At 64.6% G+C, this 24,601-nt stretch carries 23 protein-coding genes; 15 read left to right on the top strand and 8 right to left on the bottom strand.

Annotation, left to right across the window (positions count from 1 at the left end; translation table 11 throughout):
* Positions 1-135: 135 nt before the first annotated feature.
* Positions 136-1,041, top strand: coding sequence for a dihydrodipicolinate synthase family protein (locus AWB68_RS07200; protein WP_087643661.1), 906 nt, complete (start codon positions 136-138; stop codon positions 1,039-1,041).
* A gap of 59 nt (positions 1,042-1,100) precedes the next feature.
* Here the strand turns inward: AWB68_RS07200 and AWB68_RS07195 are convergent, their stop codons facing one another.
* Entirely contained in the window at positions 1,101-1,835 is a 735-nt protein-coding gene (locus AWB68_RS07195; protein ID WP_087643660.1) for a response regulator transcription factor, read from the bottom strand.
* Between the two features lie 434 nt (positions 1,836-2,269).
* On the opposite strand from AWB68_RS07195, the gene AWB68_RS07190 reads away from it, so the two are divergent.
* Together AWB68_RS07190 and AWB68_RS07185 are read left to right on the top strand one after the other, a co-directional pair.
* On the top strand, positions 2,270-3,574 hold the full coding sequence (locus AWB68_RS07190; RefSeq protein ID WP_087643659.1) for an MFS transporter: 1,305 nt from the start codon (positions 2,270-2,272) through the stop codon (positions 3,572-3,574).
* A gap of 127 nt (positions 3,575-3,701) precedes the next feature.
* Positions 3,702-5,153: an MFS transporter gene (locus tag AWB68_RS07185; protein ID WP_087643658.1), complete on the top strand. Its 1,452-nt coding sequence runs from the start codon at positions 3,702-3,704 to the stop codon at positions 5,151-5,153.
* Between the two features lie 380 nt (positions 5,154-5,533).
* On the opposite strand, the gene AWB68_RS07180 is transcribed toward AWB68_RS07185, so the two are convergent.
* Together AWB68_RS07180 and AWB68_RS07175 are read right to left on the bottom strand one after the other, a co-directional pair.
* Positions 5,534-5,806 (bottom strand): hypothetical protein, encoded by a 273-nt coding sequence (locus AWB68_RS07180; RefSeq protein ID WP_087643748.1) that lies wholly within the window; start codon positions 5,804-5,806, stop codon positions 5,534-5,536.
* 128 nt (positions 5,807-5,934) lie between these two features.
* Positions 5,935-6,747, bottom strand: coding sequence for a helix-turn-helix domain-containing protein (locus AWB68_RS07175; protein ID WP_087643747.1), 813 nt, complete (start codon positions 6,745-6,747; stop codon positions 5,935-5,937).
* Positions 6,748-6,881: 134 nt separating this feature from the next.
* Between AWB68_RS07175 and AWB68_RS07170 the strand changes: the two genes are divergently transcribed.
* The 3 genes from AWB68_RS07170 to motB all read left to right on the top strand — a co-directional run bounded on the left by AWB68_RS07170 (position 6,882) and on the right by motB (position 9,288).
* Positions 6,882-7,265 carry a nuclear transport factor 2 family protein gene (locus AWB68_RS07170; protein ID WP_087643657.1) on the top strand — a complete coding sequence of 128 codons (384 nt, stop codon included), beginning with the start codon at positions 6,882-6,884 and terminating at the stop codon, positions 7,263-7,265.
* A 160-nt stretch (positions 7,266-7,425) separates the two neighbouring features.
* Positions 7,426-8,295 (top strand): flagellar motor stator protein MotA, encoded by an 870-nt coding sequence (gene motA / locus AWB68_RS07165; RefSeq protein WP_087643656.1) that lies wholly within the window; start codon positions 7,426-7,428, stop codon positions 8,293-8,295.
* A 24-nt stretch (positions 8,296-8,319) separates the two neighbouring features.
* Positions 8,320-9,288, top strand: a complete 969-nt coding sequence (gene motB, locus AWB68_RS07160) for a flagellar motor protein MotB (protein ID WP_087643655.1) — start codon at positions 8,320-8,322, stop codon at positions 9,286-9,288.
* Positions 9,289-9,309: 21 nt separating this feature from the next.
* Here motB and AWB68_RS07155 read toward each other — a convergent pair whose 3' ends face one another.
* From AWB68_RS07155 to AWB68_RS07140, 4 genes are all read right to left on the bottom strand, one after another.
* On the bottom strand, positions 9,310-9,597 hold the full coding sequence (locus AWB68_RS07155; protein ID WP_327382079.1) for a DUF6723 family protein: 288 nt from the start codon (positions 9,595-9,597) through the stop codon (positions 9,310-9,312).
* A gap of 363 nt (positions 9,598-9,960) precedes the next feature.
* Positions 9,961-12,171 (bottom strand): hybrid sensor histidine kinase/response regulator family protein, encoded by a 2,211-nt coding sequence (locus AWB68_RS07150; protein ID WP_087643654.1) that lies wholly within the window; start codon positions 12,169-12,171, stop codon positions 9,961-9,963.
* Positions 12,172-12,387: 216 nt separating this feature from the next.
* Positions 12,388-12,657: a hypothetical protein gene (locus tag AWB68_RS07145; protein WP_087643653.1), complete on the bottom strand. Its 270-nt coding sequence runs from the start codon at positions 12,655-12,657 to the stop codon at positions 12,388-12,390.
* 150 nt (positions 12,658-12,807) lie between these two features.
* The gene (locus tag AWB68_RS07140) at positions 12,808-14,010 is read right to left on the bottom strand and encodes an ammonium transporter (RefSeq protein ID WP_087643652.1); all 1,203 of its coding nucleotides are present in this window, start codon (positions 14,008-14,010) and stop codon (positions 12,808-12,810) included.
* Positions 14,011-14,283: 273 nt separating this feature from the next.
* Here AWB68_RS07140 and AWB68_RS07135 point away from each other — a divergent pair, with 273 nt between their 5' ends.
* The 7 genes from AWB68_RS07135 (at position 14,284) to AWB68_RS07105 (ending at position 20,105) form a co-directional block, all read left to right on the top strand.
* A complete protein-coding gene (locus tag AWB68_RS07135) occupies positions 14,284-15,099 on the top strand; it encodes a crotonase/enoyl-CoA hydratase family protein (RefSeq protein ID WP_087643651.1) in 816 nt (271 codons plus the stop codon).
* Positions 15,100-15,198: 99 nt separating this feature from the next.
* Positions 15,199-15,873 (top strand): phosphoribosyltransferase, encoded by a 675-nt coding sequence (locus AWB68_RS07130; RefSeq protein ID WP_087643650.1) that lies wholly within the window; start codon positions 15,199-15,201, stop codon positions 15,871-15,873.
* A gap of 840 nt (positions 15,874-16,713) precedes the next feature.
* Positions 16,714-17,109: a VOC family protein gene (locus AWB68_RS07125; RefSeq protein WP_087643649.1), complete on the top strand. Its 396-nt coding sequence runs from the start codon at positions 16,714-16,716 to the stop codon at positions 17,107-17,109.
* 46 nt (positions 17,110-17,155) lie between these two features.
* Positions 17,156-17,767: a twin-arginine translocation signal domain-containing protein gene (locus tag AWB68_RS07120; protein ID WP_125482891.1), complete on the top strand. Its 612-nt coding sequence runs from the start codon at positions 17,156-17,158 to the stop codon at positions 17,765-17,767.
* A gap of 35 nt (positions 17,768-17,802) precedes the next feature.
* Entirely contained in the window at positions 17,803-19,371 is a 1,569-nt protein-coding gene (locus tag AWB68_RS07115) for a GMC family oxidoreductase (RefSeq protein ID WP_087643648.1), read from the top strand.
* Positions 19,372-19,429: 58 nt separating this feature from the next.
* Complete coding sequence (locus AWB68_RS07110; protein ID WP_087643647.1) at positions 19,430-19,762, top strand: ribbon-helix-helix domain-containing protein; 333 nt, start codon at positions 19,430-19,432, stop codon at positions 19,760-19,762.
* A 4-nt stretch (positions 19,763-19,766) separates the two neighbouring features.
* Entirely contained in the window at positions 19,767-20,105 is a 339-nt protein-coding gene (locus AWB68_RS07105; RefSeq protein ID WP_087643646.1) for a c-type cytochrome, read from the top strand.
* A 53-nt stretch (positions 20,106-20,158) separates the two neighbouring features.
* On the opposite strand, the gene mdeB is transcribed toward AWB68_RS07105, so the two are convergent.
* Positions 20,159-22,870: an alpha-ketoglutarate dehydrogenase gene (mdeB, locus tag AWB68_RS07100; RefSeq protein WP_087643744.1), complete on the bottom strand. Its 2,712-nt coding sequence runs from the start codon at positions 22,868-22,870 to the stop codon at positions 20,159-20,161.
* 141 nt (positions 22,871-23,011) lie between these two features.
* Between mdeB and AWB68_RS07095 the strand changes: the two genes are divergently transcribed.
* Both AWB68_RS07095 and AWB68_RS07090 read left to right on the top strand, forming a co-directional pair.
* Positions 23,012-23,542: an Lrp/AsnC family transcriptional regulator gene (locus AWB68_RS07095; protein ID WP_087643645.1), complete on the top strand. Its 531-nt coding sequence runs from the start codon at positions 23,012-23,014 to the stop codon at positions 23,540-23,542.
* A gap of 100 nt (positions 23,543-23,642) precedes the next feature.
* Entirely contained in the window at positions 23,643-24,452 is an 810-nt protein-coding gene (locus AWB68_RS07090) for a mechanosensitive ion channel family protein (protein ID WP_087643644.1), read from the top strand.
* Positions 24,453-24,601: the final 149 nt, after the last annotated feature.

Genomic DNA, 24,601 nt, shown 5'->3' with positions numbered 1-24,601 from the left:
TTCATGACGATTTCGGCACAGACCCGAACGCCGGCCGCCTGTGCCGAAATCGGCACGCGAGACGCTTGCCAAGCGCAAGACGTGGCGATTTGCGCTGCTTACACTTGCCGTCACATTCACTTGAGGAGAGCCGCCGTGGCGCATATCTGGGAAGGCGTAATCCCCGCCGTCACCACCAAGTTCAACGCGGATTTCAGCATAGACCGCGGGTGGACGAAGAAGAACATCGAAGCACAGATCGATGCGGGCGTCGACGGCATCATCGTGTGCGGCTCGCTAGGCGAAGCGTCGACGCTGTCGCTCGACGAAAAGCTCGACGTGCTCGACATCGCCGTGGACGCATCGCGCGGCCGCGTGCCGGTGCTGCTGACGATTGCCGAAAACAGCACGCTCGACGGCTGCCGGCAAGCCGAGCGCGGCGCCAGTCATGGCGCCGCGGGCTATATGGTGCTGCCGGGACTGCGCTATCTTTCAGACCGGCGCGAGACGCTCAACCACTTTCGCATGGTCGCCGATGCGAGCCCGCTGCCGATCATGGTCTACAACAATCCGCTGGCCTACGGCGTCGATGTGACGCCGCAGATGTTCGCGGAACTGGCGGTGGAGAAGAAATTCGCCGCGATCAAGGAGTCGTCGGGCGACGTGCGCCGCATCACCGATCTCATCAACGAAACCGGCGACCGTTATGCGCTCTTTTGCGGCGTCGACAACCTCGCGATGGAAGCGATCCTGATGGGCGCGCAGGGCTGGGTCGCGGGGCTGGTCTGCGCATTTCCGCGGGAAACCGTCGCGATTTACCGGCTGCTGAAGGCGGGGCGCATCGAGGAAGCGCGCGCGATCTACCGCTGGTTCGCGCCGCTGCTCGCGCTCGACGTGTCGCACAAGCTCGTGCAGAACATCAAGCTGGCCGAAGCGATCGTCGGGCTGGGCACCGAGCCGGTTCGTCCGCCGCGCCTGCCGCTCGCGGGCGAGGAACGCAAGCAAGTCGAGGCGCTGATCCGCCATTCGATCGAGACGCGGCCCGCGTTGCCGGCGCTGTAGTCGCTTTAGTCGGGCGGCGAAGGCAAAAAAAATGCCGTCTAGCGACGGCATTTTTGTTTTCAGGCAGCGATTTCATCCGGCGTGTGCACCGGCTCGGTGGCGTCTTCGTCACCGTACAGGTGAAGCAGCCGGTAGCCGCTCTTGTAGACGGGCTGCAGCCGGAATTGATTGACCGGCTCGATTTCCAGCGCGAGCCGCAGGCGCGACACGTGGCTGTCGATCGTACGCGTCGTCTCGCGGAATTCCCGTCCCCAGACCATCGCGAAGATGTGATCGCGCGAGAGCACGCGGCCGACGTTCGAGAAGAACAGCATCGCGAGCCGGAACTGCGTGCCGCTCAGTTGCACCGGCTTGCCGCGCACGGTAACGGTCTGCTGGCGGGAGTCGAAGCGATAGCAGCCGACTTCCATGCTCGTGGAGGTCTGCGCGGGATACGCGCGCCGCAACAGCGCCTCGACCCGCGCGCCGAATTCGGCGGCGCGCACCGGATGGACGAGGAAGTCGTCGGCGCCGGCCGTCAGGGCGCGGACGATGTTGTGTTCGGCGCCGTCGGCGGAGACGAACAGCACCGGCACGCGCTCGCCGAAGCTGGAGCGCACCGAGTTCAACAGGTCGAGCCCGCACAGGCCGGTGGAATGCCAGTCGAGGATCAGCATGTCGACGGTCGAGCGCGACAGCGCCTTCGACAGCACGAGGCCGTCGCCGAAGACGAGGCAGGTATGGCCGAGCCGCTTGACGAGTTCGCCAAGGAGGACGCGGTGGGTGGAATCGGTTTGAAGAACGGCGACACGCATGAAATCGGGCCCGGTGAGTCTGAGGGATGTGGCGATTGAGAAGTCCGCTTTTGCGGACGATCCTCGCCACGGGCCCCACGAACACTTTTTCACGGGACCCTGTACAAGCGGCGAATTGTGAAGAAGTGCGCTCTCCCGGCCCATTGGATAAGTCTTAATTTTTTACACATAAACGGGGCGCGTTGTGCGTTTTTAAGCGTTCGGCGAGTGCGAATGCTTGCATCCTGTAACATCCGGTGCCTGGCAAAAAGTTCCCGCTTTCGCTGTGTTACCCGCACATCGTGGAGGCAGGCTGCACCGCGGCTCCCCGCCACGGACCGCAGCCGCGGTTTTCGCGCTCATCCAGCGCCGCTTTTCCGCAGTCGGGCGATGCCTTTTCCTGCGCGCTTTCGCTAGGTCGCGCGGCTTTTTCATTCACCGACCACTTTCCAACGATGCAAGCAACACCTTTAAGCGGCGCCGCCGTTCCCGCCACCGGCCGCGCCCTCGCGCGCGGCGACTACAAGACCCTGTCGCTCGCGGCGCTCGGCGGCGCGCTCGAGTTCTACGACTTCATCATCTTCGTGTTCTTCGCGCCCGTGATCGGGCAATTGTTCTTTCCCGCGACGATTCCCGAGTGGCTTCGCCAGTTGCAGACGTTCGGCATTTTCGCGGCCGGCTATCTCGCGCGGCCGCTCGGCGGGATCGTCATGGCGCACTTCGGCGACCTGCTCGGACGCAAGCGCATGTTCACGCTCTCCGTGCTGCTGATGTCCGTGCCGACGCTGCTGATGGGTCTCCTGCCCACCTACGCGTCGATCGGCATGCTTGCGCCGGTGCTGCTGCTCGCGTTTCGCGTGATGCAAGGCGCGGCGGTCGGCGGCGAAGTGCCGGGCGCGTGGGTGTTCGTGTCGGAGCATGTGCCGAGCCGGCATATCGGCTACGCGTGCGGCACGCTGACGGCGGGTCTCACGGCCGGCATCCTGCTTGGCTCGCTGATCGCGGCGGGCGTGAACAAGCACTTCGCGCCGGCTGAAGTCGCCGATTTCGCGTGGCGCATTCCGTTCCTGCTCGGCGGCGTGTTCGGGCTTTTTTCGGTGTATCTGCGCCGCTGGCTGCACGAAACGCCGGTGTTCGCCGAGCTTCAGAAGCGCAAGTCGCTCGCGGCGGAAATTCCGCTGAAAGCCGTGTTGCGCGACCACGGCCGCGCGGTGATCGTGTCGATGCTGCTCACGTGGATGCTGTCGGCGGCGATCGTCGTCGTGATCCTGATGACGCCGACGCTCCTGCAGAAGCAGTTCCACATCGCGCCGGCCACCGCGCTGATCGCCAACTGTCTTGCGACGCTGTGTCTCACCGTCGGATGCGTGCTGGCGGGCGCGATCGCGGGACGGATCGGTGCGGGCAAGACGATTTTCATCGGCGGCATTGCGCTGGCGATTTCGTACTACACGCTGTTCCAGCAGCTTGCCGTCGATACGTCGGTGCTGCTGCCGTGGTACGCGTTCACCGGCTTCACGGTCGGCGTGATCGGCGCGATTCCGTTCGTGATGGTCAAGGCGTTCCCGGCCGCCGTGCGCTTTTCGGGCATCTCGTTCTCGTACAACGTCGCGTATGCGATTTTCGGCGGACTCACGCCGATCGTCGTGTCGCTGATGATGAAATCGAATCCGATGGCGCCGGCGCTGTATGTCGCGGCGCTGTGCATTGTCGGTGCGCTGACGACGCTCTTCATCCGGAATGCGCCGGAGACGCGCTGAGTCCCGAGTTTTCATCAGTTGAATGAAATGGCGTGTCCACGGACACGCCATTTTTTCGCCGCGTGCATGCAGCCACGTTTCACGCCAGCCCGAAACATCGAACGCGGCACCCGCCTACGATGTCTGCATGAACTCGAACCCCACCTCCTCCTCCCTCGCGTTGAGCCCGCGCCACTTGCTGATCGTCGGCGCGACCAGCGTGGGCTTCGTCGTCTCCCAGCTCGATGTGTCGATCGTCAACGTCGCGCTCGCGAGCATCGGGCATGACCTGCACGCGAGCCTCGCCAACCTGCAATGGACCGTCGATTCCTACGCGCTCGCGTTCGCGGCGCTGATGCTGTCGGCGGGCGTGCTCGGCGACCGTTTCGGCGCGCGGCGTCTGTTCGTGGCGGGCCTCGCGCTCTTCGCGCTCGCGTCGCTCGGCTGCGCGTTCGCAACCGGCGCGCCGCAGTTGATCGGCGCCCGCGCATTGCAGGGCGTCGGCGCGGCGGCGATGCTGCCGAACTCGCTCGCGCTTCTCAACCAGTCGTGCGGCGACGACCGGCGCCTGCGCGCGCACGCGGTCGGGATATGGACGGCGGCAGGCGCGGTGTCGATCGCGGCGGGGCCGATCGTCGGCGGAATGTTGATCGCGGCGTTCGGCTGGCGTGCGATTTTCTGGGTCAACCTGCCGATTTGCGCCGCAGGGATCGCCGCGACTTACGCATGGATCGCCGATAAGCGACAGTCCGAGAGCGCGCGCGGCATCGATCTGCCCGGGCAGATGCTGGCGGTCGTCGCGCTGACGTCGTTCGTCGGCGCGATGATCGAGTTGCGGCCGCTTGGCATCATGCATCCGCTCGTGATCGGCGGGACCGTGCTCGCGGTCGTCGCGGGGGCGCTCTTTATCGCCGTCGAGCGCAAGAGCGCGGCGCCGATGCTGCCGCTTTCGCTCTTCGCCGACCCCACGTTCAGCGCGGCCGTCGCGTTCGGCGTGTTCGCGAACCTGACCTACTACGGGATGGTGTTCGTACTGAGCCTGTACTTGCAGCGCGTGCTCGGCCACACGCCGTTGCAGACCGGCCTCGCTTTCCTGCCGCTGACTGGCGGCTTCCTGCTCTCGAATCTGGCGAGCGGACCCGTGGTGGCGCGTTTCGGCTCGCGCGGGCCGATGATCGCGGGCGCCCTGCTCGACGCCGCCGGGTTCGCCGCGCTCATCTTCGTCGGGCCATCGACGCCCACGGCCGCGCTGCTGCTCCCGTTCCTGCTGATTCCGGCCGGCATGGGCCTCGCCGTCCCCGCGATGACGACCGCCGTGCTCGGCGCCGTCGCGCAGGAGCGGGCGGGGACGGCATCGGCGGTGCTCAACACGGCGCGGCAGTCGGCCGGGGCGATCGGCGTGGCGGCGTTCGGCGCGCTCGCGGCCCACGGCGGGGGTGCGACGGAAACGGCGCATATCGTCGCGGGGGTGCAGTGGTCGGCGGGGATTTCGGTGGCGTTGCTGATTTGCGGCGCGTTGACCGCGCGGTATGTGCGCAACGCGGCGCGGGTGGAGGAGCCGGGACGCTCGCGTGGACGGGCGTCGGAGCAGCCAGAATGAACGGGACCGTCGCCGGCGAAAGGCGCGTGTGAGAGGGGTTGAGTTGTGGTGAATGCAGCGGCGAAACCCCAGTATTAACGGTCAGCTCCCGCAGGACCACTCCCCGCCCCGCGGTGATAGCATGTTTGGAGCAGCCACGGTCCGCAGGCAGCCGGAGGATACCCACCATGTCATCGCCACCCGATCCCGCCACGACGCCGCTCGATCCCGATCCGGACGAGTTGCTCGACCCCGACGCCGCGCCGAATCCCGACGACCCGGACCTGCCCGACGGTCCCGATTCCTAGACGGGCATTGCACCGGCAGGCACCATGCGCGACGCACGACAAAACGCCCGCCATCGCGGACGGGCGCGTCTGCCGTGCCCAAGCAGCCAGCGTCTAGAGACTCGTCGTCTGCACCTCGCCGGTTTCGAGCGCGCGCTCGATCAGCGCTTCCTGCTGCGCCTTGCGCACCGCATCGGCGACGAAGCTCTGCGGCGCTTCCATTTCCGCCTTGATCGCCCCGATGATGCCGGTTGCATCGACGATCACGAGCGTCTCGGCTGAATCCGCGCGGCTGATGATCACGCGCTGCGGACCGCCGCCGTCCGCGATGCTGGCGCAAAACTGCATCGGCTGGCCGCCGATGGTTTGCTCGAATGTCTGGATCATCGCTCTTAGCCTCTGGTTGATGAATGATGTGAACTGCCAGCTTTTTGTCAGCAAGCCTTGTTCCATTGATCGGCGCGTTCGCCGCAGGTTCAATTTTGCCAGCCGCCACGGCCTTCACGCATCGTGCATCACGCACCGACAATCAGCCGCAGCGCGTCGGCGGTTTGCGAATCGGCGGGAAAGAACGCCTCGATCGCGAGTTCCGACAGCGTGATATCGACCGGCGTGCCGAACACGGTCGTCGTGCTGAAGAACGACAGCACGCCCGACGGCGTGCGAAGCTGGAACGGCACGACCACCGCGTCGATCTCGCCATGCCCCGGCGGTCCGGCATGCGCGGGCGCCGGATACGCCTCCAGTTCCAGCAGCAGCGCGCCGAGCGTCGCATCGGCGGAGACTTCGACCTGGCGCCTGACGCGCGCAAGCAGATGCGCGCGCCACTCGTGCCAGTTGACGATCGCGTGAGCAAGCCCCTTCGGATGCAGGCTCAAACGCAGTACGTTCACCGGCCCCTCGAGCAACGAAGGATCGGCGAGCGCGACGAGCGGCCCGACAGCGGCATTGGCGGACACCATCGTCCAGTGCCGGTCGACCGCGAGCGCCGGATACGGCTCGTGTCCCTTCAGCACCAGTTCGACGGCCCGCCGCGCCGCCGATAGCTGCGGATCGGCGAGACTGCGCTCGCGGTAGAGCGGCGCGTAACCCGCCGCGACGAGCAGCGTGTTGCGTTCGCGCAGCGGCACGTCGAGTTGTTCGGCGAGGCGCATCAGCATCTCCCGGCTGGGCACCGAGCGGCCCGATTCGACAAAGCTCAGATGGCGCGTCGAGACTTCGGCTTCGCCTGCGAGATCGAGCTGGCTCATTCTTCGTCGCTGCCGCCATTCGCGCAGCAAGACGCCGACGGGCAGCCGCGGCGCGGCATGTGCAAGGGTCGAGTTCATGAAGCCGATCATAGACGAAGGCCCCGCGCTTTCCATTACCTCCGACGTAATCGACAGGCAAACGCCGCTCGCCGATAGTGCAGTCACGCAGCAGCCAGAAGAGCACTGCGCCACTTTGCTAAAAGGAGCCAGCCATGAGCAGTCAAGCCCATTCCCGCGATGCCCTGATCGACCGCTACTTCGATGCATGGAACGCCACCGACGACGAGCGCCGCGCGACGCTGATCCGCGAGACCTACGCGGCGAACGCCTGTTACCTCGATCCACTGTTGCGCGGCGACGGCCACGCGGGCATCGACGCGATGATCCGCGCGGTTCACGAGCGCTTTCCGGCGCACACGTTTCGCCGCACGACGGATGTCGACGGCGTGGCGAATCATCTGCGCTTCAGTTGGGAACTGCGCACGCCGCAGGGTCAGCCGATCGTCAAGGGAACCGACTTCGGAACCGTCGACGAAGAGGAACGCATCGTCTCCATGACCGGCTTTCTCGACGAAGCACCCGGCATGACATCGTAAGAATTACCTCGCAAACGCTTGCACAAAAGATTGTTTTCTACCGCCCTAAATCTCTGGTTAACCAGGCCGTTAAGAGCAAAGACGGCTTCGCGCGCCGTGCATGCCCGGCAGGACAACAAAACAGCACGGTCGCGAAGCCCCTGACTCTCGCGGAGAAAACATGTTTGTCGCAATCGGTTGGGTGGTGGTCATTGGTTCGGTGATCGGAAGTTTTATCGGTGTCGGCGGTCATCTGGCCGCGCTCGTGCAGCCGTTCGAGTTGCTGTGCATCTTCGGCGCAGCGCTCGGCGCGTTCGTGGTGTCGAACCCGACCGCCACGCTCAAGAAAACGCTCAAGGCGCTGCCGACCGCGTTCAAGGGCGGCGGCTACACGAAGGAAAAATACCTCTCGCTGATCGCGCTGCTTTACGAACTGCTCCAGAAGGCGCGCAAGGAAGGCATGATGGCGCTCGAAGCGGACGTGGATGCGCCCGAAGCGAGCCCGCTCTTCCAGAAGTACGACCATGTGATGAACGATCATCATCTGCTCGACTTCATCGTCGACTATCTGCGCATGATGTCGAGCGGCAACGTGAACGCGCTTGAAATGCAGGACCTGATGGACGAGGAACTGGAGACCCATCATGCGGAAGCGTCGGTGGCCGCGAACGCGATCCAGAAGATGGCCGACGGCCTGCCGGCATTCGGCATCGTCGCGGCGGTGATGGGCGTCGTGCATACGATGGGCTCCGTCGGCGCCGCGCCGGCCGTGCTTGGCGAAATGATCGCGGGCGCGCTCGTCGGCACGTTCCTCGGCATCCTGCTCGCTTACGGCTTCATCGGCCCGCTCGCCGACCTGCTCAACGCGAAAGGTCAGGCCGAAGCGAAGCCGTATCAGTGCGTGAAGTCGGTACTGCTCGCGTCGATGAACGGCTACGCGCCGACGCTCGCCGTCGAGTTCGGCCGTAAGGTGCTCTTCACCGCCGATCGTCCGAGCTTCAAGGAACTCGACGACGCCGTGCGCGCCACCAAGATGCCGAAGTCGGCGTGATCCCGAGACCTGACGGAATAGAACATGGCTGACAATCCTTCACGCGATCCGCTGCAATCCGTGCTTGCGCCGACCGTCGTCGTGCGCCGCAAGAAAAAGGGCGGCGGTCACGGCGGGCATCATGGCGGCGCCTGGAAGATCGCCTACGCCGACTTCGTCACGGCGATGATGGCCTTCTTCCTCCTGATGTGGCTGCTCGGATCGACTTCGAAATACGACAAGCAGGGCATCGAGGAATACTTCAACACGCCGCTTGCTGCCGTATTCGGCGGCAAGGACGGCAGCGGCGCCGCGCATACCAGCGTGATCGAAGGCGGCGGGCGCGATCTCTCCAGCTCGCGTCCGGGCGAAGCCAACAAGAGCCAGACACAGCCGGTGCCGCCTTCGATCACGCGCGCAGCCGTCTCCACCGAAGACAGCCAGCGCTTGCAGCAACTCAAGCAGAAGCTGACCGCGCTGATCGAGAACACACCGGCGTTGCGGGCGTTCAAGGACCAGATCCGCATCGCGATCACGAGCGAGGGCTTGCGCATCGAGATCGTCGATTCACTGAAGCGGCCGATGTTCGCGTCCGGCAGTTCGCGCCTCGAAGGCTACGTGACGACGATTCTTTCGCAGATCGGTGCGTCGCTCAACGACGTCGATAATCGCGTGTCCATCGCGGGGCATACCGACGCGGTGCCCTACTCGGGTGGCCAGACCGGCTATTCGAACTGGGAGCTTTCGGGCGAGCGCGCCAATGCCGCGCGGCGCGCGCTGGTGGCCGGCGGGATGAAGGAGAACAAGATCCTGCAGGTGCGAGGCCTGGCCGATGTCCTGCCGCTCAACAAGGAAGTCGCCGACGAGCCGACCAACCGGCGCATCAGCATCCTCGTGCTCAACAAGGCCGCGGAGCAGGCGTTCTTCAAGGACGGCGGACGCACGACCGTCGATGAAACCGCGCCGATAGGCGGCATGATGCCGGTGGCTGACGTGAAGCGGCCGTCGTCCTGAGCGTGCGCGCTGATTTTCGCGTCACGTCTCCGGGTTGACGATGTCTCCCGCGACGATCTTGCTGCCGTAGGCGTCCGCCGCGTTGCGGGCCTCCTGCCGCGTCGGGAACGGACCGATGACCGGCGCGCCGGCAAACGGAAACAACAGGCGCCCATCGGTCTTGCGCACGACCTTCAGCGTGCCGATATATAAGCCCGCCGCATTGACCTGATACGACGCGTAGATTTCGAAGTCCTGCTCGGTTGGCGGCGTGGTGCGCGGCGCGGCGTGATGAATGCCCTTCGCATAGGCCAGTTTCGGCTTTCTCACTGCGTGTCTCCCTGATTTTTCACACAGTCGTTCACCTTGGTCCGGCAGCGATTCATTTCGACGCGCGCCTTTTTACCTGCGGCGCGCCTCGCGGATGCAGCGTCCCGGACATTCCTTAGCAAGACTACGCAGCCGACACCCGCTCTTGCACATCCGCCAGCGACGCATATACGCCGCGTTTCGTACACGCGAAGCCGCTCTGCATGGGGCGTTGCGCGTTTGCGCGGCAGGTGCGATGGGCTTGAATGCGACGGCGAGCCGTGACTGAACGTCTCTTGCAGGAGGGGATGCACGCACGCGCCGTTCCTTCCCGCGCGTGGATACCGGATAAATCAGGCGCCGGTCGTTATTGCGGATAGGGGATCACTGCGCGACGCCGGGCGCCACCAGTTCCCGGAGTTCTTCCATCTCGAACGGTTTCGCCAGAATGGTCACGCCGAGATGCCTGGCGCGTTCGAGTTCGTCGGCGTAGCCGGTCATCAGCACGACCTTTTGCGACGGCAGCCGCTCGATGATCTGCTCCGCGAGGTCGACGCCGTTCATGCTTCCGGGCATCTGGATGTCGGAGAGCACGAGGTCGAACCCGTAGCCCTGGCCGAGCAATTCGAACGCGGCGTCGGCGCTTTCCTCGTGATGAACGGTGCAGCCGAACACTTCCAGCACCGCCGCGACGCCCGCCGCGACATCCGCGTTGTCCTCGACCAGCAGCACCGACATTCCGCGCAACTCGTGTCCGCGTGCCTGTTGGTTCGCCTCGACCAAGGGCTCCGGCGCCGGCGGCACAGGCGGCACGGGCGGCACGTCGACTTCCGGCGTCACGGCCTGCGCCACATGATGATGCGGCAGGTAAAGCCGCACGGTCGTTCCCGCGCCATGCACGCTCGTGATGCGCGCGGTGCCGCCCGCCTGCTCGCACGCGGCGAGCACCTGCGCGAGCCCGAGGCCCGTGCCCGCGCCGCGCACCTTGGTCGTGAAGAGCGGCTCGAACGCGCGCTGGCGGACGTCGTCGCTCATGCCTTCGCCGTTGTCCGAGATCGAGATCAGCACGTACTCGCCAGTGGGCAGTTCGGTTTCGCCAGCCTTCACGCGCACGTTCTGGCAGCGGATCACGACGCGCCCGCCGCGCGGCATCGCGTCGCTGGCGTTGACCACGATATTGACGAGCGCGAGTTCGAGTTCGACGGGATCGGCCATCACGGGCCACAATTCCGGCGACAACTCGATCGACACCACGATGTTCGCCCGCACCGACGACTTCACGAGCTCCGCGATGCCCGCCAGCCACGTGGCCGGATCGATGAGTTCCTGCTTGAGCGGCTGCTTGCGCGCGACGCTCATGAGCCGGCGCGCGAGCGATTCCGCGCCGGAAGTCGCGCGCTCGACGGCCACCACCTCGCTCTCCACGTCGTTGAAATTCTTGCGCCGCGCGAGCTCCATGTTCGACGCGACCACCATCAGCAGATTGTTGAAATCGTGCGCGACGTTGGCGACGAGATTGCCGAGCGCGCCCATGCGCCGCAACTGCCGGCTCGATGCCTCGATCGACAGCCTGATCGCCACTTCGGCCTGCCAGCGCTCCCACGCGGCCTGCTCGGCGTTGAGTCGCCGGATCGAAAACACGACGAGCAGCCACACGACCACGCACGGCACGAGCGCAATCGCCGTGACCAGCAGGCAGTTGCGCCACCAGTCCTCGAAGATCGACGTCATGGCGTAACCGCTCGCCACATAGAGCGGGTAGTCGGCAACGCGCCGGTAGGCGAGCAGCTTGTCCACCTTGTCGAGCGTCGACGTCATGCGCACGTGACCATACAGATCGTTGTTGCGGAACGCGTTGGTGAACGGCGTGTCGTCCGCGGGCTCCGCGCCGGCAGGTTCGGGCGGATAGCGGACCATGATCCCGCCGTCGCGCCGGTAGAGGCCGATGGTCAGCGCCCGGTCGCTCCCCGCCAGTTGACGGTAGAAGTCGCTGAAATAGTCGCGCTTCAGCGCAATCGACACGGCGCCAAGAAACTGCCCGCCGTGCGAGACGCGCCCCATCGTCGTGTTGAACACATCCGATTGCGCGCCCTTCGTGCGTAGCGGCAGCGAGAAGTACGTGACGGGCGCCATCGCACGGGCGGAGCGGAAGTCCTCGCGCTCGGCGACGGATACGTGCGGCACCGGATAGTAGCGGCTGTTCGCGAGCAGCGCGCCGCTCACGCCGAAGACCGAGATCGACGCGACTTGCGGAAAGCCGCCGCCGATCTCATCGAGCGTGCGATGCAGCGAAGCCTCGCGGCTCCCGATGCTGTCGTCGTCACTTTCGCCGAGCATGTCGACGATGCGCGTCACGAGCTGCTGGTTCAGGTCGATGACCTTGACCGCGTGCTCGTTGGCGACGCGCACCACGCGCTCGACCAGGTCGTCCGCATTGGACACGCGCCGCTGGTAGTCGTAGTAGCCATACACGGCGAGGCACGCAAGCGGAATCAGGATCGACCCGATGAGAACGAGCAGCAGGACGCGTCGCGTCTCGGCGAAGTTGCGCGAGGGCAGCGGCAGGTCGAAGGTCGCAGTCTCTGTGGAATTCAAGCGTCGAGTCTCGGGAATGTCCAGTCGATATCATACCGGCGCGCGCGTCACGGCATCGGCGATGCCGGACGCGGGAATTTTCGTGCACCCGTGGGCGCTCGGTCGATCGACATCGGCACCCGCGGACCCGGCGTTGTGGCGATGTTGCGATGCACTGAAAACAAGGGCCGTGGAGCGCATCATAAGCGCATCCACGGCCCTGGTGAAAAACAAGCGTTACTGCCCCTTCGTGTCGCTGCTCGCGTTGGCGCCGGGCATGTTGGTCGTGTCGGTCGCTGACTTCTTCTGCATCTTGTGGGGCTTCTGGCTGGTGACCATCGAGGCGGGATCGCCGTTCGCGGTCGGTCCGGCAGTGGCCGCGCCGTGCGCATTGCCGCCGCCCGTGCCGCCCTGCCCGCCCGCGCTGCCGCCGCCGTTCTGTGCGAGCGCCGCGCCGCAGGCTAGCGCGAGCAGCGCGGAAAGGACGAGTTTCTTGCCGTGTTTCATGTTTCCTCCGAGTAGGCCGAGCGAGCGTTGCAGAGATGCCACCGCTTTCCGCTTTCGACCCTTTCAGCAAGCGACGTGCCGCGCATCGCAACAGCGAGCGCGAATGCCCCGCCCTGCGAAACACTCAGGGAAGAATTCGAAAGCGCGCGGTCAGCCTGCCATTTCGCGCTCGGGCGTCGAGGAGATTTGATGGACGGCGAGATCGGCGCCGTTGAACTCGTCCTCGCGATCGAGGCGCAAGCCCACCGTGTACTTGATCGCGCCATACACCGCCATGCCGCCCGCGAGCGCCAGCGCGATGGCTCCGGCCGTGCCGATCAACTGCGACCAGACCGACACGCCGCCGATCCCGCCCAGCGCCTTCTGCCCGAAGATACCCGCCGCGATGCCGCCCCACGCGCCGCACATGCCATGCAGCGGCCAGACGCCGAGCACGTCGTCGATGCGCCACTTGTTCTGCACGCAGGTGAACATCTGCACGAACAGCACGCCCGCCACGCCGCCCACGATCAGCGCGCCGAGCGGGTGCATCACGTCCGATCCCGCGCAGACCGCGACGAGCCCCGCCAGCGGCCCGTTATAAGTGAAGCCCGGGTCGTTGCGTCCCGCGAACCAGGCCGCCAGCGTGCCGCCGACCATCGCCATCAGCGAGTTGACGGCGACGAGTCCGCTGATCTTGTCGACCGTTTGCGCGCTCATCACGTTGAAGCCGAACCAGCCGACCGCGAGCACCCACGCGCCGAGCGCGAGGAACGGAATGCTCGATGGCGGATGCGCGGCGATGCGTCCGTCCTTGTGATAGCGGCCGTGGCGCGCGCCGAGCAGCACGACGGCAGGCAACGCGATCCAGCCGCCGAACGCATGCACGACGACCGAGCCGGCGAAATCGTGGAACGGGGCATCGAACGCTGTGCGCAGCCAGTGCTGAACGCCGAACCGCTCGTTCCACGCAACGCCTTCCAGCAGCGGGTAGATGAAGCCGACGATCACGAACGTCGCGAACAACTGCGGGTTGAATTTCGAGCGCTCGGCGATGCCGCCCGACACGATCGCCGGAATCGCGGCGGCGAAGGTCAGCAGGAAAAAGAAGCGCACGAGCGCGTAGCCGTTATGTTCGGCGAGGACATCGGCGCCGTGCATGAACTGCACGCCGTAGGCGATGTTGTAGCCGATGAAGAAGTACGCCAGCGTCGAGATCGCGAAATCGACGAGGATCTTGACGAGCGCATTGACCTGGTTTTCCTTGCGGACGGTCCCGAGTTCGAGGAACGCGAAGCCGGCGTGCATCGCGAGCACCATGGCGGCGCCCAGCAGGAGGAAAAGCGTATCGGTTCCGGATTGAAGTGCCTGCATAGTTCGGATGGGTGGCAAAAAGACGGCTTGATTTGCAAGTTCCGGACCAACGATGGTGCCTTTCGCCTCGATTCGGTGCGCTGCGGACCTCGGCGATGATTTGGATGGTGCATCGCGCTCCAATTCGAATCTTCCACGACGCCTCATCGTGGTGCTACGTCGTCTGACGCGGCTCCCGCATGCACCGAATAGGAACTTCTGTGCCCCGGGATGGCGAAAAGCCATCGTCAAGGTGCGCGCGTATCCTTGTCGTAGCTTGAAAAGGAGGAGGCCATGTCCGCACCGATGTCCGCCATCATCCGCTTCGGCGACCACGTCAGGCTCGAAACGCATCCCCAGGACGCGCGCGTCGTGACCGTCGTGCTCGACCGGCCCGCGCGCCGTAACGCGGTGGACCGGACCGTCGCCGATGCCCTGCGCGCCGCCTTCGAGCAATTCGACGCTGACGCATCGCGCGCCGTGGCCGTCCTGTGGGGCGCGGGCGGCACGTTCTGCGCTGGCGCCGACCTCACGGCACTCTCCGACGACGCCCGCCGCAACGAGATCCACGCCGACGGTTCCGGCCCGGGTCCGATGGGTCCTACTCGCCTTCAGTTGCAGAAGCCGGTGATCGCGGCGATTGCCGGCCACGCGGTAGCGGGCGGCCTCGAGCTTGCCGCGTGGTGCGATCTGCGGGTGGTCGAGGAAGACGCCATTCTCGGCGTGTTCTGCCGGCGCTTCGGCGTGCCGCTGATCGACGGCGGCACGGTGCGCCTGCCGCGCCTGATCGGCATGTCGCGCGCGCTCGACCTGATCCTGACCGGCCGTGCCGTCGATGCTGCCGAGGCGCACGCGATCGGTCTCGCGAATCGTGTCGTCGCACGCGGCGGCGCGCGGGCCGCGGCCGAAGCGCTAGCCTGCGAACTAGCCGCGCTGCCGCAGGCGGCGATGCTTGCGGACCGGCGCTCGGCCTACGAAAACGCCTTCGTCGGCGATACCGCCGACGCCCTGCGTCGCGAAGGCGCCGGTGGTTACCCGGTGGTGTTCGGAGAAGGTCTCGATGGCGCCGCGCGCTTCAGCGCGGGCGCTGGCCGGCATGGCGGCGCGTAGCAACGGCAAACCGCGCTTTCAATTCGGCACGGCGCGGACTAAGGTTCCTTTTGAAAGACGGCAAAGCGTCTCCGACGATGACATCGATGGAACAGCAGCATGGAATCGGTCTTTGACAATCGCGTCGACGCGGGCCGCGCGCTCGCCGGATTACTGGGCGCTTACGCCGGCCGCGACGACGTGCTCGTGCTCGGTCTGCCGCGCGGCGGCGTGCCGGTTGGATTCGAGGTCGCGCGCGCGCTCGACGCCGACCTCGACGTGCTGGTCGTGCGCAAGCTCGGCGTGCCGATCCAGCCGGAACTCGCGATGGGCGCGATCGCATCGGGGGGCGCGTTCTTTCTCGACGACGACATCGTTCGCTATACGGGCGTGAGTCCCGCCGAGCTTGACGCGGTGATTGCGCGCGAACGCAACGAACTCGCGCGGCGCGAATCGGCTTACCGTGGGGCGCGCGGGCCGCTTGATGTTGAAGGGCGCATCGCAATCCTGGTGGATGACGGCATGGCGACCGGCGCCACGATGAAAGCCGCGGCGATGGCATTGCGGGAGAGGAAGCCGGCGCGGATCGTGGCGGCGCTGCCGGTTGCGCCGGCGGATTCGGACGCGCAGATCGAACGCGTCGTGGATGAGTTTGTTTGCGTCATGCGGCCGCGTAATTTCTTCGGGGTCGGGCAGTTTTATATCGACTTTTCGCAGACGAGCGACGAGGAGGTTTCCGAGTTGTTACAGTTGGCGCAGGAGGATGCCGAGGGGCGGCGCAAGCGGAGGGGTTGATCGCTGGCGCTTGGGGGTGTTTGGGGGTTGGGGGTTACACCGTTTGATGCGCTTGGGCTTCTATGGAACTTGTTTTGTTTTTGGTTTATTTGCTCTGCCCCTGTCCGGGGCGGGACTCACTTTCTTTGCTGCTGCAAAGAAAGTAAGCAAAGAAAGCAGCTTTCCAACGCCAATGCTTGCCATGCGCCTCCAGACCGCTCCCTCGGAGTGGTCCAACCGGGGGAGTGTCCTTAGCGGGGTTTCCCCGTTGTTGGCATGTAGAAGAGGCGCGCACGTCGCACCGCTATACAAAGTGGATCAGCAGTCATACATCCAGCCTCGCGCTACGCGCTCACCCGTCAGGTAAAACTAAAACCCATCGCTACCTCGCTACTTTGTGCTTGCTGACGCTTCAACTCACCACCGCTAGCAGACCTGGCGTCGGGCACGCAGTGCCAAGACGGATGAATGACTGCTGTTCCACTCCGCGCAGCGGTGCGACGTGCGCGCCTTTTCTACATGCCAACAACGACGAAACCCCGCTAACGACACTCCCCCGGTTGGACCACTCCGAGGGAACGGGCTAGCGGGGCATGGCAAGGATTGGCGTTGGAAAGCTGCTTTCTTTGCTTACTTTCTTTGCAGCAGCAAAGAAAGTGAGTCCCGCCCCGGACAGGGGCAGAGCTAATAAACCAAAACCAATACAAGTTCCATAAAAGCCTGAGCGCATCAAACGGGTGTAAACAGCCGAACCCCAACCCCAAGCGCCAGCGCCCTCACCCCTCCCAGGTAGTAGCCGATTGTTACCCGAATCCGCGCCAACGTCGCATACTGACCCGACGCTACGACTCGAGGTGTCCCATGCCAAAACTGATCCACCTGATGATCCGCGTCGCGGATCTCGATCGATCGATCGGGTTTTATCAAAGCGCCTTCGGCATGACCGAATCGCATCGTCTGGACTTCAACGACTTCACACTCGTCTATCTCCGCGAACCTGAGAGCGGCCACGAAATCGAACTCACGCTCAACAAGGGCACCGACACGCCATACACGCATGGCAGCGGCTACGGTCACGTTGCGTTCGCCGTCGACGGCATCGAGGCCTTTCGCGACAAGCTGCTTGCACTAGGCCTGCAACCAGGCGACCTGAAGTCGCTAAGCATCGGTGACCAGCCCGCGGCCCGCTTCTTCTTCATCACCGATCCCGACGGCTACAAGATCGAAGTGCTTTCACGGGAGGGACATTACGTATGAAGTAGCAATCGAAGCACCCCCAATACATAAAATAGAAGGAGACATCATGACCAAGGCATTCCCCATCCCTGTCATCGCGGATCTGGCAGACACGCCGGCTGTCGATATATCCGCCCCCCGCATCGCGCGCAGGCGCTTTCTGCAAGGCTCCGCCGTGTTGTCCGGCCTGCTGGTAGCCGGCACCCCGATTGCCCTACTCGCGCCGAGCCACGCGTGGGCCGTCGAACTAAGCCATATCGATCAGGCTCAGGCCGACGCGCTCATGGCGCTCTCGCGAACGCTCTACCCTCACGCCACCCTTCCCGACGCGGTCTATGCGCTCGTGCCGAAAGACCTCGACGGGAAAGCAGCCGATCCGCAAACCGCCGCCCTCATCAGCGCCGGCGTCGCGAAGCTCGACCACGCAGCGGGCGGCAAGTTCGCAAGCGTCAGCGCCGAGCAGCGCACGGCGATCGTCACGGCAAACCAGACCGATCCGTTCGTCCAGCTCGTGCGCGGTCAATGCATCACGTCGCTCTATGACAACGACATGGCATACGCGCACTTCGGCTATCAGGGCGAGGCGTTCAGCAAGGGCGGCTACATCTTTCGCGGCTTCGACGACCTGACCTGGTTGCCGAATCCGCCCGCCGACGCGAGTCCGCCGGTCGCCGCCTGACGCGATTGCTCTCAACATAAGCCGAGGAGGCAGAGATGGCCAAGTTCGACTATGACGACGACTCCGTCGTCGTGATCGTCGGCTCGGGCGCGGGCGGCGGCACGCTTGCGAACGAACTGTGTCAGAAAGGCGTGAAGGTCGTGGTGCTGGAGGCCGGCAAGCGCCAGTCGTCCGCGACCTTCATCAACGATGAATGGAAATCGTTCGGACAGCTTGCCTGGACCGACAAGCGCACGACGTCGGGCACGTGGCGCGTCGCGAAGGACTTCCCCGAGTTGCCCGCGTGGATCTGCAAGACCGTCGGCGGCACGACGACGCACTGGGCGGGCGCATCGCTGCGGATTCACGAACACGAGTTCAAGGCGCGCACCACGTACGGCGCCATCGACGGCGCGAATCTCAAGGACTGGCCGCTCACGCTAGCCGATCTCGAACCGTACTACGCGCGCGCCGAGGACAAGATCGGCGTGACGCGCACCAACGGCGTTCCGGGTTTGCCGGGCAACAACAACTTCAAGGTCCTGTACGACGGCGCGATGAAAGTCGGCTACAAGAACTGCAACACCGGGCACATGGGGATCAACAGCCAGCCGCGCGCGGGCCGTGGGCGCTGCATGCAACTGGGCTTTTGCTTCCAGGGCTGCAAGTCGGGCGCGAAATGGTCGACGCTCTACACCGAGATTCCCGCCGCCGAGTCCACCGGCAAGCTCGACCTGCGCCCCGAATCGCACGTGATGCGCATCGAGACCAATGCGGCGGGCAAGGCGAGCAGCGTCGTCTATACGGACGCCGACGGCAAGCAGCAGCGCCAGCGCGCGCGGGTCGTGTGCGTCGCGGGCAATTCGATCGAGACGCCGCGGCTGTTGCTGCTGTCGGAGTCGCCGAAACATCCGAACGGGCTTGCCAACAGTTCGGGACAGGTCGGCCGCAACTACATGCGGCATACGACCGGTTCGGTTTACGGCGTGTTCAAGGACCCGGTGCATTTCTATCGCGGCACGGTGATGGCAGGCATCATCACGGACGAGGCGGAATTCAATCCGAAGCGCGGCTTCGCCGGCGGCTATGAAATGGAGACGATCTCGCTCGGCCTGCCGTTCGCTGCTGCGTTCCTGAACCCCGGGGCGTGGGGTCCGGACTTCACCTACTACCTCGACAACTACGCGAATCTCGCGGGCATGTGGATTGTCGGCGAGGACATGCCGCGCGAGTCGAACCGCGTCACGCTCAATCACGACGTGAAGGACAAGCTCGGCCTGCCGGTGGCGAACGTCAACTACGACGATCACCCGAACGACATCGCCATGCGCAATCACGCGTACCAGCAGGGCGAAGCGGTCTATATGGCGGCTGGCGCGACAAAGACGCTGCGCACGCCGCCATATCCGTCGACGCACAACCTCGGCACGTGCCGGATGGCCGCGAACGCGCGCGACGGCGTCTGCAACAAGTACGGGCAGACGTTCGACGTGAAGAACCTGTTCATCTCGGATGGCAGCCAGTTCACGACGGGCGCCGCCGAGAACCCGACGCTCACGATCGTGACGCTCGCGATCCGGCAGTCCGACTACATCGCCGACCAGATGCGCCGCCGCAACATCTGAACGCAGCGTCGGGCCGGCCATGCGTGCCGGTCCGACGCTCATCACGAGGAGTCATCCAATGTGCAAGATCTATGCGCAAACCGATCCGATACTTTACGAGTGTCGCAGCCGCTCGATGCGCATCAGCGGCGTGACGACCACGATCCGGCTCGAAAACCTCTTCTGGCAGACACTGTCCGAACTCGCCGCCGACAACGACATGACCACCAACCAACTGATCGCCAAGCTTCACGAAGAGATCACGCAACATCTCGGCGAGACGACGAACTTCGCGTCGTTCCTGCGCGTGACGTGCCTGCGTTACCAGGGTTTAAAAGCCAACGCGTCGCTTGGATTTCGTAGCCGCGCGATTCCCGCGAGCGCCGCGCCGGCCGACAAGGTCGTGAGATGAACCGATGTCGACACGTTCGCTGATTTGCGCCGCGCTGCTCTTCGCAAGCACCGCACCCGCAGCCGCGTTCGCCGCCGATGCCGCGGCCATCAAGGACATTCTGCAGAAGAACAACTGCCTCGCGTGCCACGCGGTGGCTTCGCCTGTCGTGGGGCCGTCGTATCGGGACGTCGCGAAGAAGTACAAGGGCGATGCTGGCGCGCCGGATAAATTGTTCGCCAAGGTACGCAATGGCGGCACCGGCGTCTGGGGGCAAGTCGCGATGCCGCCGAATCCCGGGATCAGCGATGACGATCTGAAAACCGTGATCACGTGGATTCTTGCGGGTGCGCCGGATCATTAGGGGTTGTTGTTAGCACCGTTTGATGCGCCAGGATCAAACGATGCAAAGACAGCCTAACGCGCCCACGGCGCATCCACCAACACCTTGCCATAGCGCTCGCGCGCACTCTTCACAACGGCAACGTCGACCACACCCTCATCCGCGAGCGCCTTCAAAGCGGCGATCACGATCGACGCACGATCGACCTCGAAGAACTCGCGCAGCGACTGGCGCGTGTCACTGCGTCCGAACCCGTCGGTGCCGAGCGTCACGTAGCGGCGCGGCACGTAGGCGCGGATCAACTCGGGCACGGCGCGCACGTAGTCGGTCGTGGCGATCACGGGGCCTTGCGTCGATGCAAGTGCCGACCTGACGAACGGCTCGTCCGCATCGCCGGCGAGGCGCGCCATGCGCTCCGACGCCGCGCCATCGCGATGCAACTCGGTGAAACTCGTCACGCTCCACACGGCGGCGTCGATGTTCCAGTCTTCCGCGAGCAGCTTTTGCGCCGCGATCACTTCACCGAGGATCGCGCCCGCGCCGAGCAACTGGACCTGCGCACTATCGGCACGATCAGATGAAAGCCGATACATGCCCTTGAGAATGCCCGCACGCACCGATGCATCGTCGAGATTGCCGCCCGGCGCCGACGGATGCGCGTAGTTCTCGTTCATCACGGTCAGGTAATAGAACACGTCGCGCTGACGCTCGACCATCTCCCGCATGCCTTCATCGACGATCGCCGCGACTTCATACGCAAACGCGGGATCGTAGGCGCGGCAGTTCGGAATCGTCGATGCCACGAGATGGCTGCTGCCGTCCTGATGCTGCAGGCCCTCGCCGCCGAGCGTCGTCTTGCCCGCCGTCGCGCCGATCAGGAAGCCGCGCGCACGCTGGTCGGCGGCGGCCCAGATGATGTCGCCGATGCGCTGGAAACCGAACATCGAGTAGTAGATGTAGAACGGCAGCATCGGCAGGTCGTGCACGCTGTAGGACGTCGCGGCCGCGATCCACGAGGAGACGGCGCCTGCCTCCGAGATGCCTTCTTCGAGGATCTGTCCGCGCGTGTCCTCGCGGTAGCAAAGCATCGAGCCCATGTCCTCCGGCTCGTACAACTGCCCGAGCGGCGAATAGATGCCGACCTGCCGGAACAGGTTCGCCATGCCGAAGGTGCGCGCCTCGTCCGCGACGACCGGCACGATGCGCGGCCCGAGTTGCGCGTCCTTCATGAGGCTGCCGAGCATGCGCACGATCGCCATCGTCGACGACATCTCCTTGCCGTTCGATTCGATGGCGAACTGCGCCCAGCCCTGCATCGGCGGCACGGCGAGCCCTTGTGACGCGACGCGGCGACGACGCGGCAGATACCCGCCGAGCGCGGCGCGGCGGGCGTGAAGGTACTGCATTTCGGGGCTGTCGTCGGCGGGCTTGTAGAACTTGAGCTGCTCGACATCGGCGTCCGACAGCGGCAGGCGGAAGCGGTCGCGGAACGTTTTCAGGTCGTCGAAATCGAGCTTCTTTTGCTGGTGCGTGGTCATCCTGCCCTGCCCGCCCGTGCCCATGCCGAAGCCCTTCATCGTCTTCGCGAGGATCACGGTCGGCTGACCCTTGTGGGCAAGCGCCGCCGCGTACGCCGCGTGCAGTTTCCTCACGTCGTGTCCGCCGCGCCGCAAGCGGTCGATGTCCTCATCGGAGAGATGCGAGGCAAGCGCGGCAAGCTCGGGATTCTGGCCGAAGAAACGCTCGCGGTTGTACCGGCCGTCGTTGGCCGAGAAGGTCTGGAACTGGCCGTCGACCGTGTGCGCGAACGCGCGCAGCAACGCGCCCGTGCGGTCGCTCGCGAACAGCGCGTCCCAGTCCGAGCCCCACAGCACCTTGATTACGTTCCAGCCGGCGCCGGTGAACTGCGCCTCCAGTTCATCGACGATGCGCCCGTTGCTGCGCACCGGGCCATCGAGCCGCTGCAGGTTGCAATTGATGACGAACACGAGGTTGTCGAGTTGCTCGCGCGCTGCCAGCGACAACGCGCCGATCGATTCCGGCTCGTCCATCTCGCCGTCGCCGAAGAAGCCCCAGACCTTGCGTCCATCGGTCTTTTGCAGCCCGCGATTCTGCAGATAGCGCATGAAGCGCGCCTGATAAATCGAGTTGATCGGACCGATGCCCATCGAGCCGGTCGGAAACTGCCAGAAGTCCGGCATCAGCCACGGATGCGGATACGAACACAGCCCCGGCCCCGCAATCTCACGACGATAGTGGCGCAGATGCGCCTCGTCGAGAAAGCCTTCCAGATAAGCGCGCGCATAGACACCAGGCGACGAGTGCGGCTGGAAATACACGAGGTCGCCGCCGTGCCCGTCGGCCCCGGTTGCACGGAAGAAATGGTTGAAGCCGACTTCGAACAGATCGGCCGCCGACGCATAGCTCGCAATATGCCCGCCGAGTTCGCCATACGCGCGGTTCGCGCGCACGACCATCGCGAGCGCGTTCCAGCGCAGCACGGCGGCGAGCCTCTCTTCGATGTCGAGATTGCCGGGATACGGCGGCTGCTGCGCGACGCCGATCGTGTTCCGGTAAGGCGTGATGCGCGCACGCGCCGATTCCACGCCGACCGACAGCGCATGGTCCGAAAGCCGGTCGAACAGATACTGCGCGCGCTCCTTGCCGACATGCGTCACCACCGCATCGAGCGCGTCGAGCCATTCGGCCGTTTCCTGCGGATCGCTGTCTTCGCGACCCTTGGCTATCGATACGATCTGAGTGGTTCCGCTGGCTAAATCCGTCATGGTGCGACTCCGCAGGAGGTTCAAGGCGATCGACACAGCATAGCCATCGCCGCGCAGAATATGCGTCTCATTTGCCTGGATATGGCGTGGCGGATAGTGTATTTATTCCTGATAGCGGACCATCCATGGAATATTTCGACTATGACGTCATCGACCAGGCAGCGCCTCGACCGGATCGACATCGGTATCCTCAACCAGCTTCAGCAGAACGCCCGCATCACCAACGCCGAACTGGCACGCGCGGTGAATCTCTCGGCGACACCATGCTTCAACCGCGTGCGCGCGCTCGAAAAGGCCGGGCTTTTCAAGCAGCATGTCACGCTGCTCAATCCGGAAGTGCTCGGCTTGCGCATCAACGTGTTCATTCAGGTCAGCCTCGAAAAGCAGGTCGAGGACGCGCTGCGCCGCTTCGAAGAAGCGATCAGCATGCGGCCCGAGGTGATGGAGTGCTACCTGATGACGGGTGACGCGGACTATCTGCTGCGCGTCGTCGTGCCCGATGTGATGGCACTCGAACGCTTCATTCTCGATCGGCTGACGAAGATTCCGGGCGTATCGAATATCCGCTCCAGCTTCGCGCTGAAGCAGGTGCGCTACAAGACCGCGTTGCCGCTGCCATCGACCGGACTCACGCTGCCCGACCTCGACGATTCGTCCAACGACTGGACCTGAAGGCAACCGTTCACGTTTCTTGCAGTCACGCGGCCTCTCGCCTATAACTCACGAGGCATCCGGCAAGTCCTTCCGATCAGCGCGTTCAAGCGAGAAAAATATGAATCTGGAAACCGTGCGCGTTTTCATCATGACGCGGGGCGTCGACATCGCGATCAACATCGTCGCGGCGATCGCGCTGTGGATAATCGGGCGCTGGTTGATTGGCGTCGTGACCGGCGCGATGCGCAAGATCCTGTCGAGAGGCGGCCGCGTCGATCCGACGCTCGCGCATTATCTCGGGTCGATCCTCGGCGCGCTGCTGAACCTGTTCCTCATACTTGCGATCCTGCAGATCTTTGGCGTTCAGACCACGTCGTTCGCCGCGCTGCTCGCGGGTCTCGGCCTTGCCATCGGCGCGGCGTGGGGCGGCCTGCTTGCGCACTTCGCGGCGGGCATCTTCATGCAGGTGCTGCGGCCGTTCAAGGTCGGCGATTTCGTCACGGCGGGTGGCGTGACCGGCACGGTCGTTGAACTCGGCCTGTTCGGCACGATGATCACGACGCCGGACAACGTGGCGACCATCGTCGGCAACAACAAGATTTTCTCCGACACGATTTCGAACTACAGCCTGCTGCCGTACCGGCGCGTCGAACTGACGGCGAAGATCGCGAACGGCGTCAATCCGCTCGATGCGATCTCGCGGCTCAAGGCTGCGCTCGCGCAGATTCCGAATGTCGCCGAGACGCCGCCGCCGGACGTCGAGATACTGTCGTTCACGCCTGAAGGGCCGCTGCTTGCCGTGCGTCCGTACACCAGTACGAATGACTATTGGCAGGTGTATTTCGACACGAATCGCGCGATCGTGGAGACGTTTACGCACGCGGGTTATCCGACCCCGGAGACGCCGTTCGTCAGGCGCTCGATGTGATCCGCTGGCGCTCGGGGTCGGGGTTGGGGTTGGGGTTTGGGTTACACCGTTTGATGCGCTCAGGCTTCCATGGAACTTGTTTTGTTTTTGGTTTATTTGCTCTGCCCCTGTCCGGGGCGGGACTCACTTTCTTTGCTGCTGCAAAGAAA

Origin of the sequence: Caballeronia choica, assembly GCF_001544535.1 — a bacterium.
Classification (GTDB): Bacteria; Pseudomonadota; Gammaproteobacteria; order Burkholderiales; family Burkholderiaceae; genus Caballeronia; species Caballeronia choica.
This window is presented reverse-complemented; position numbering and strand designations above follow the sequence as displayed.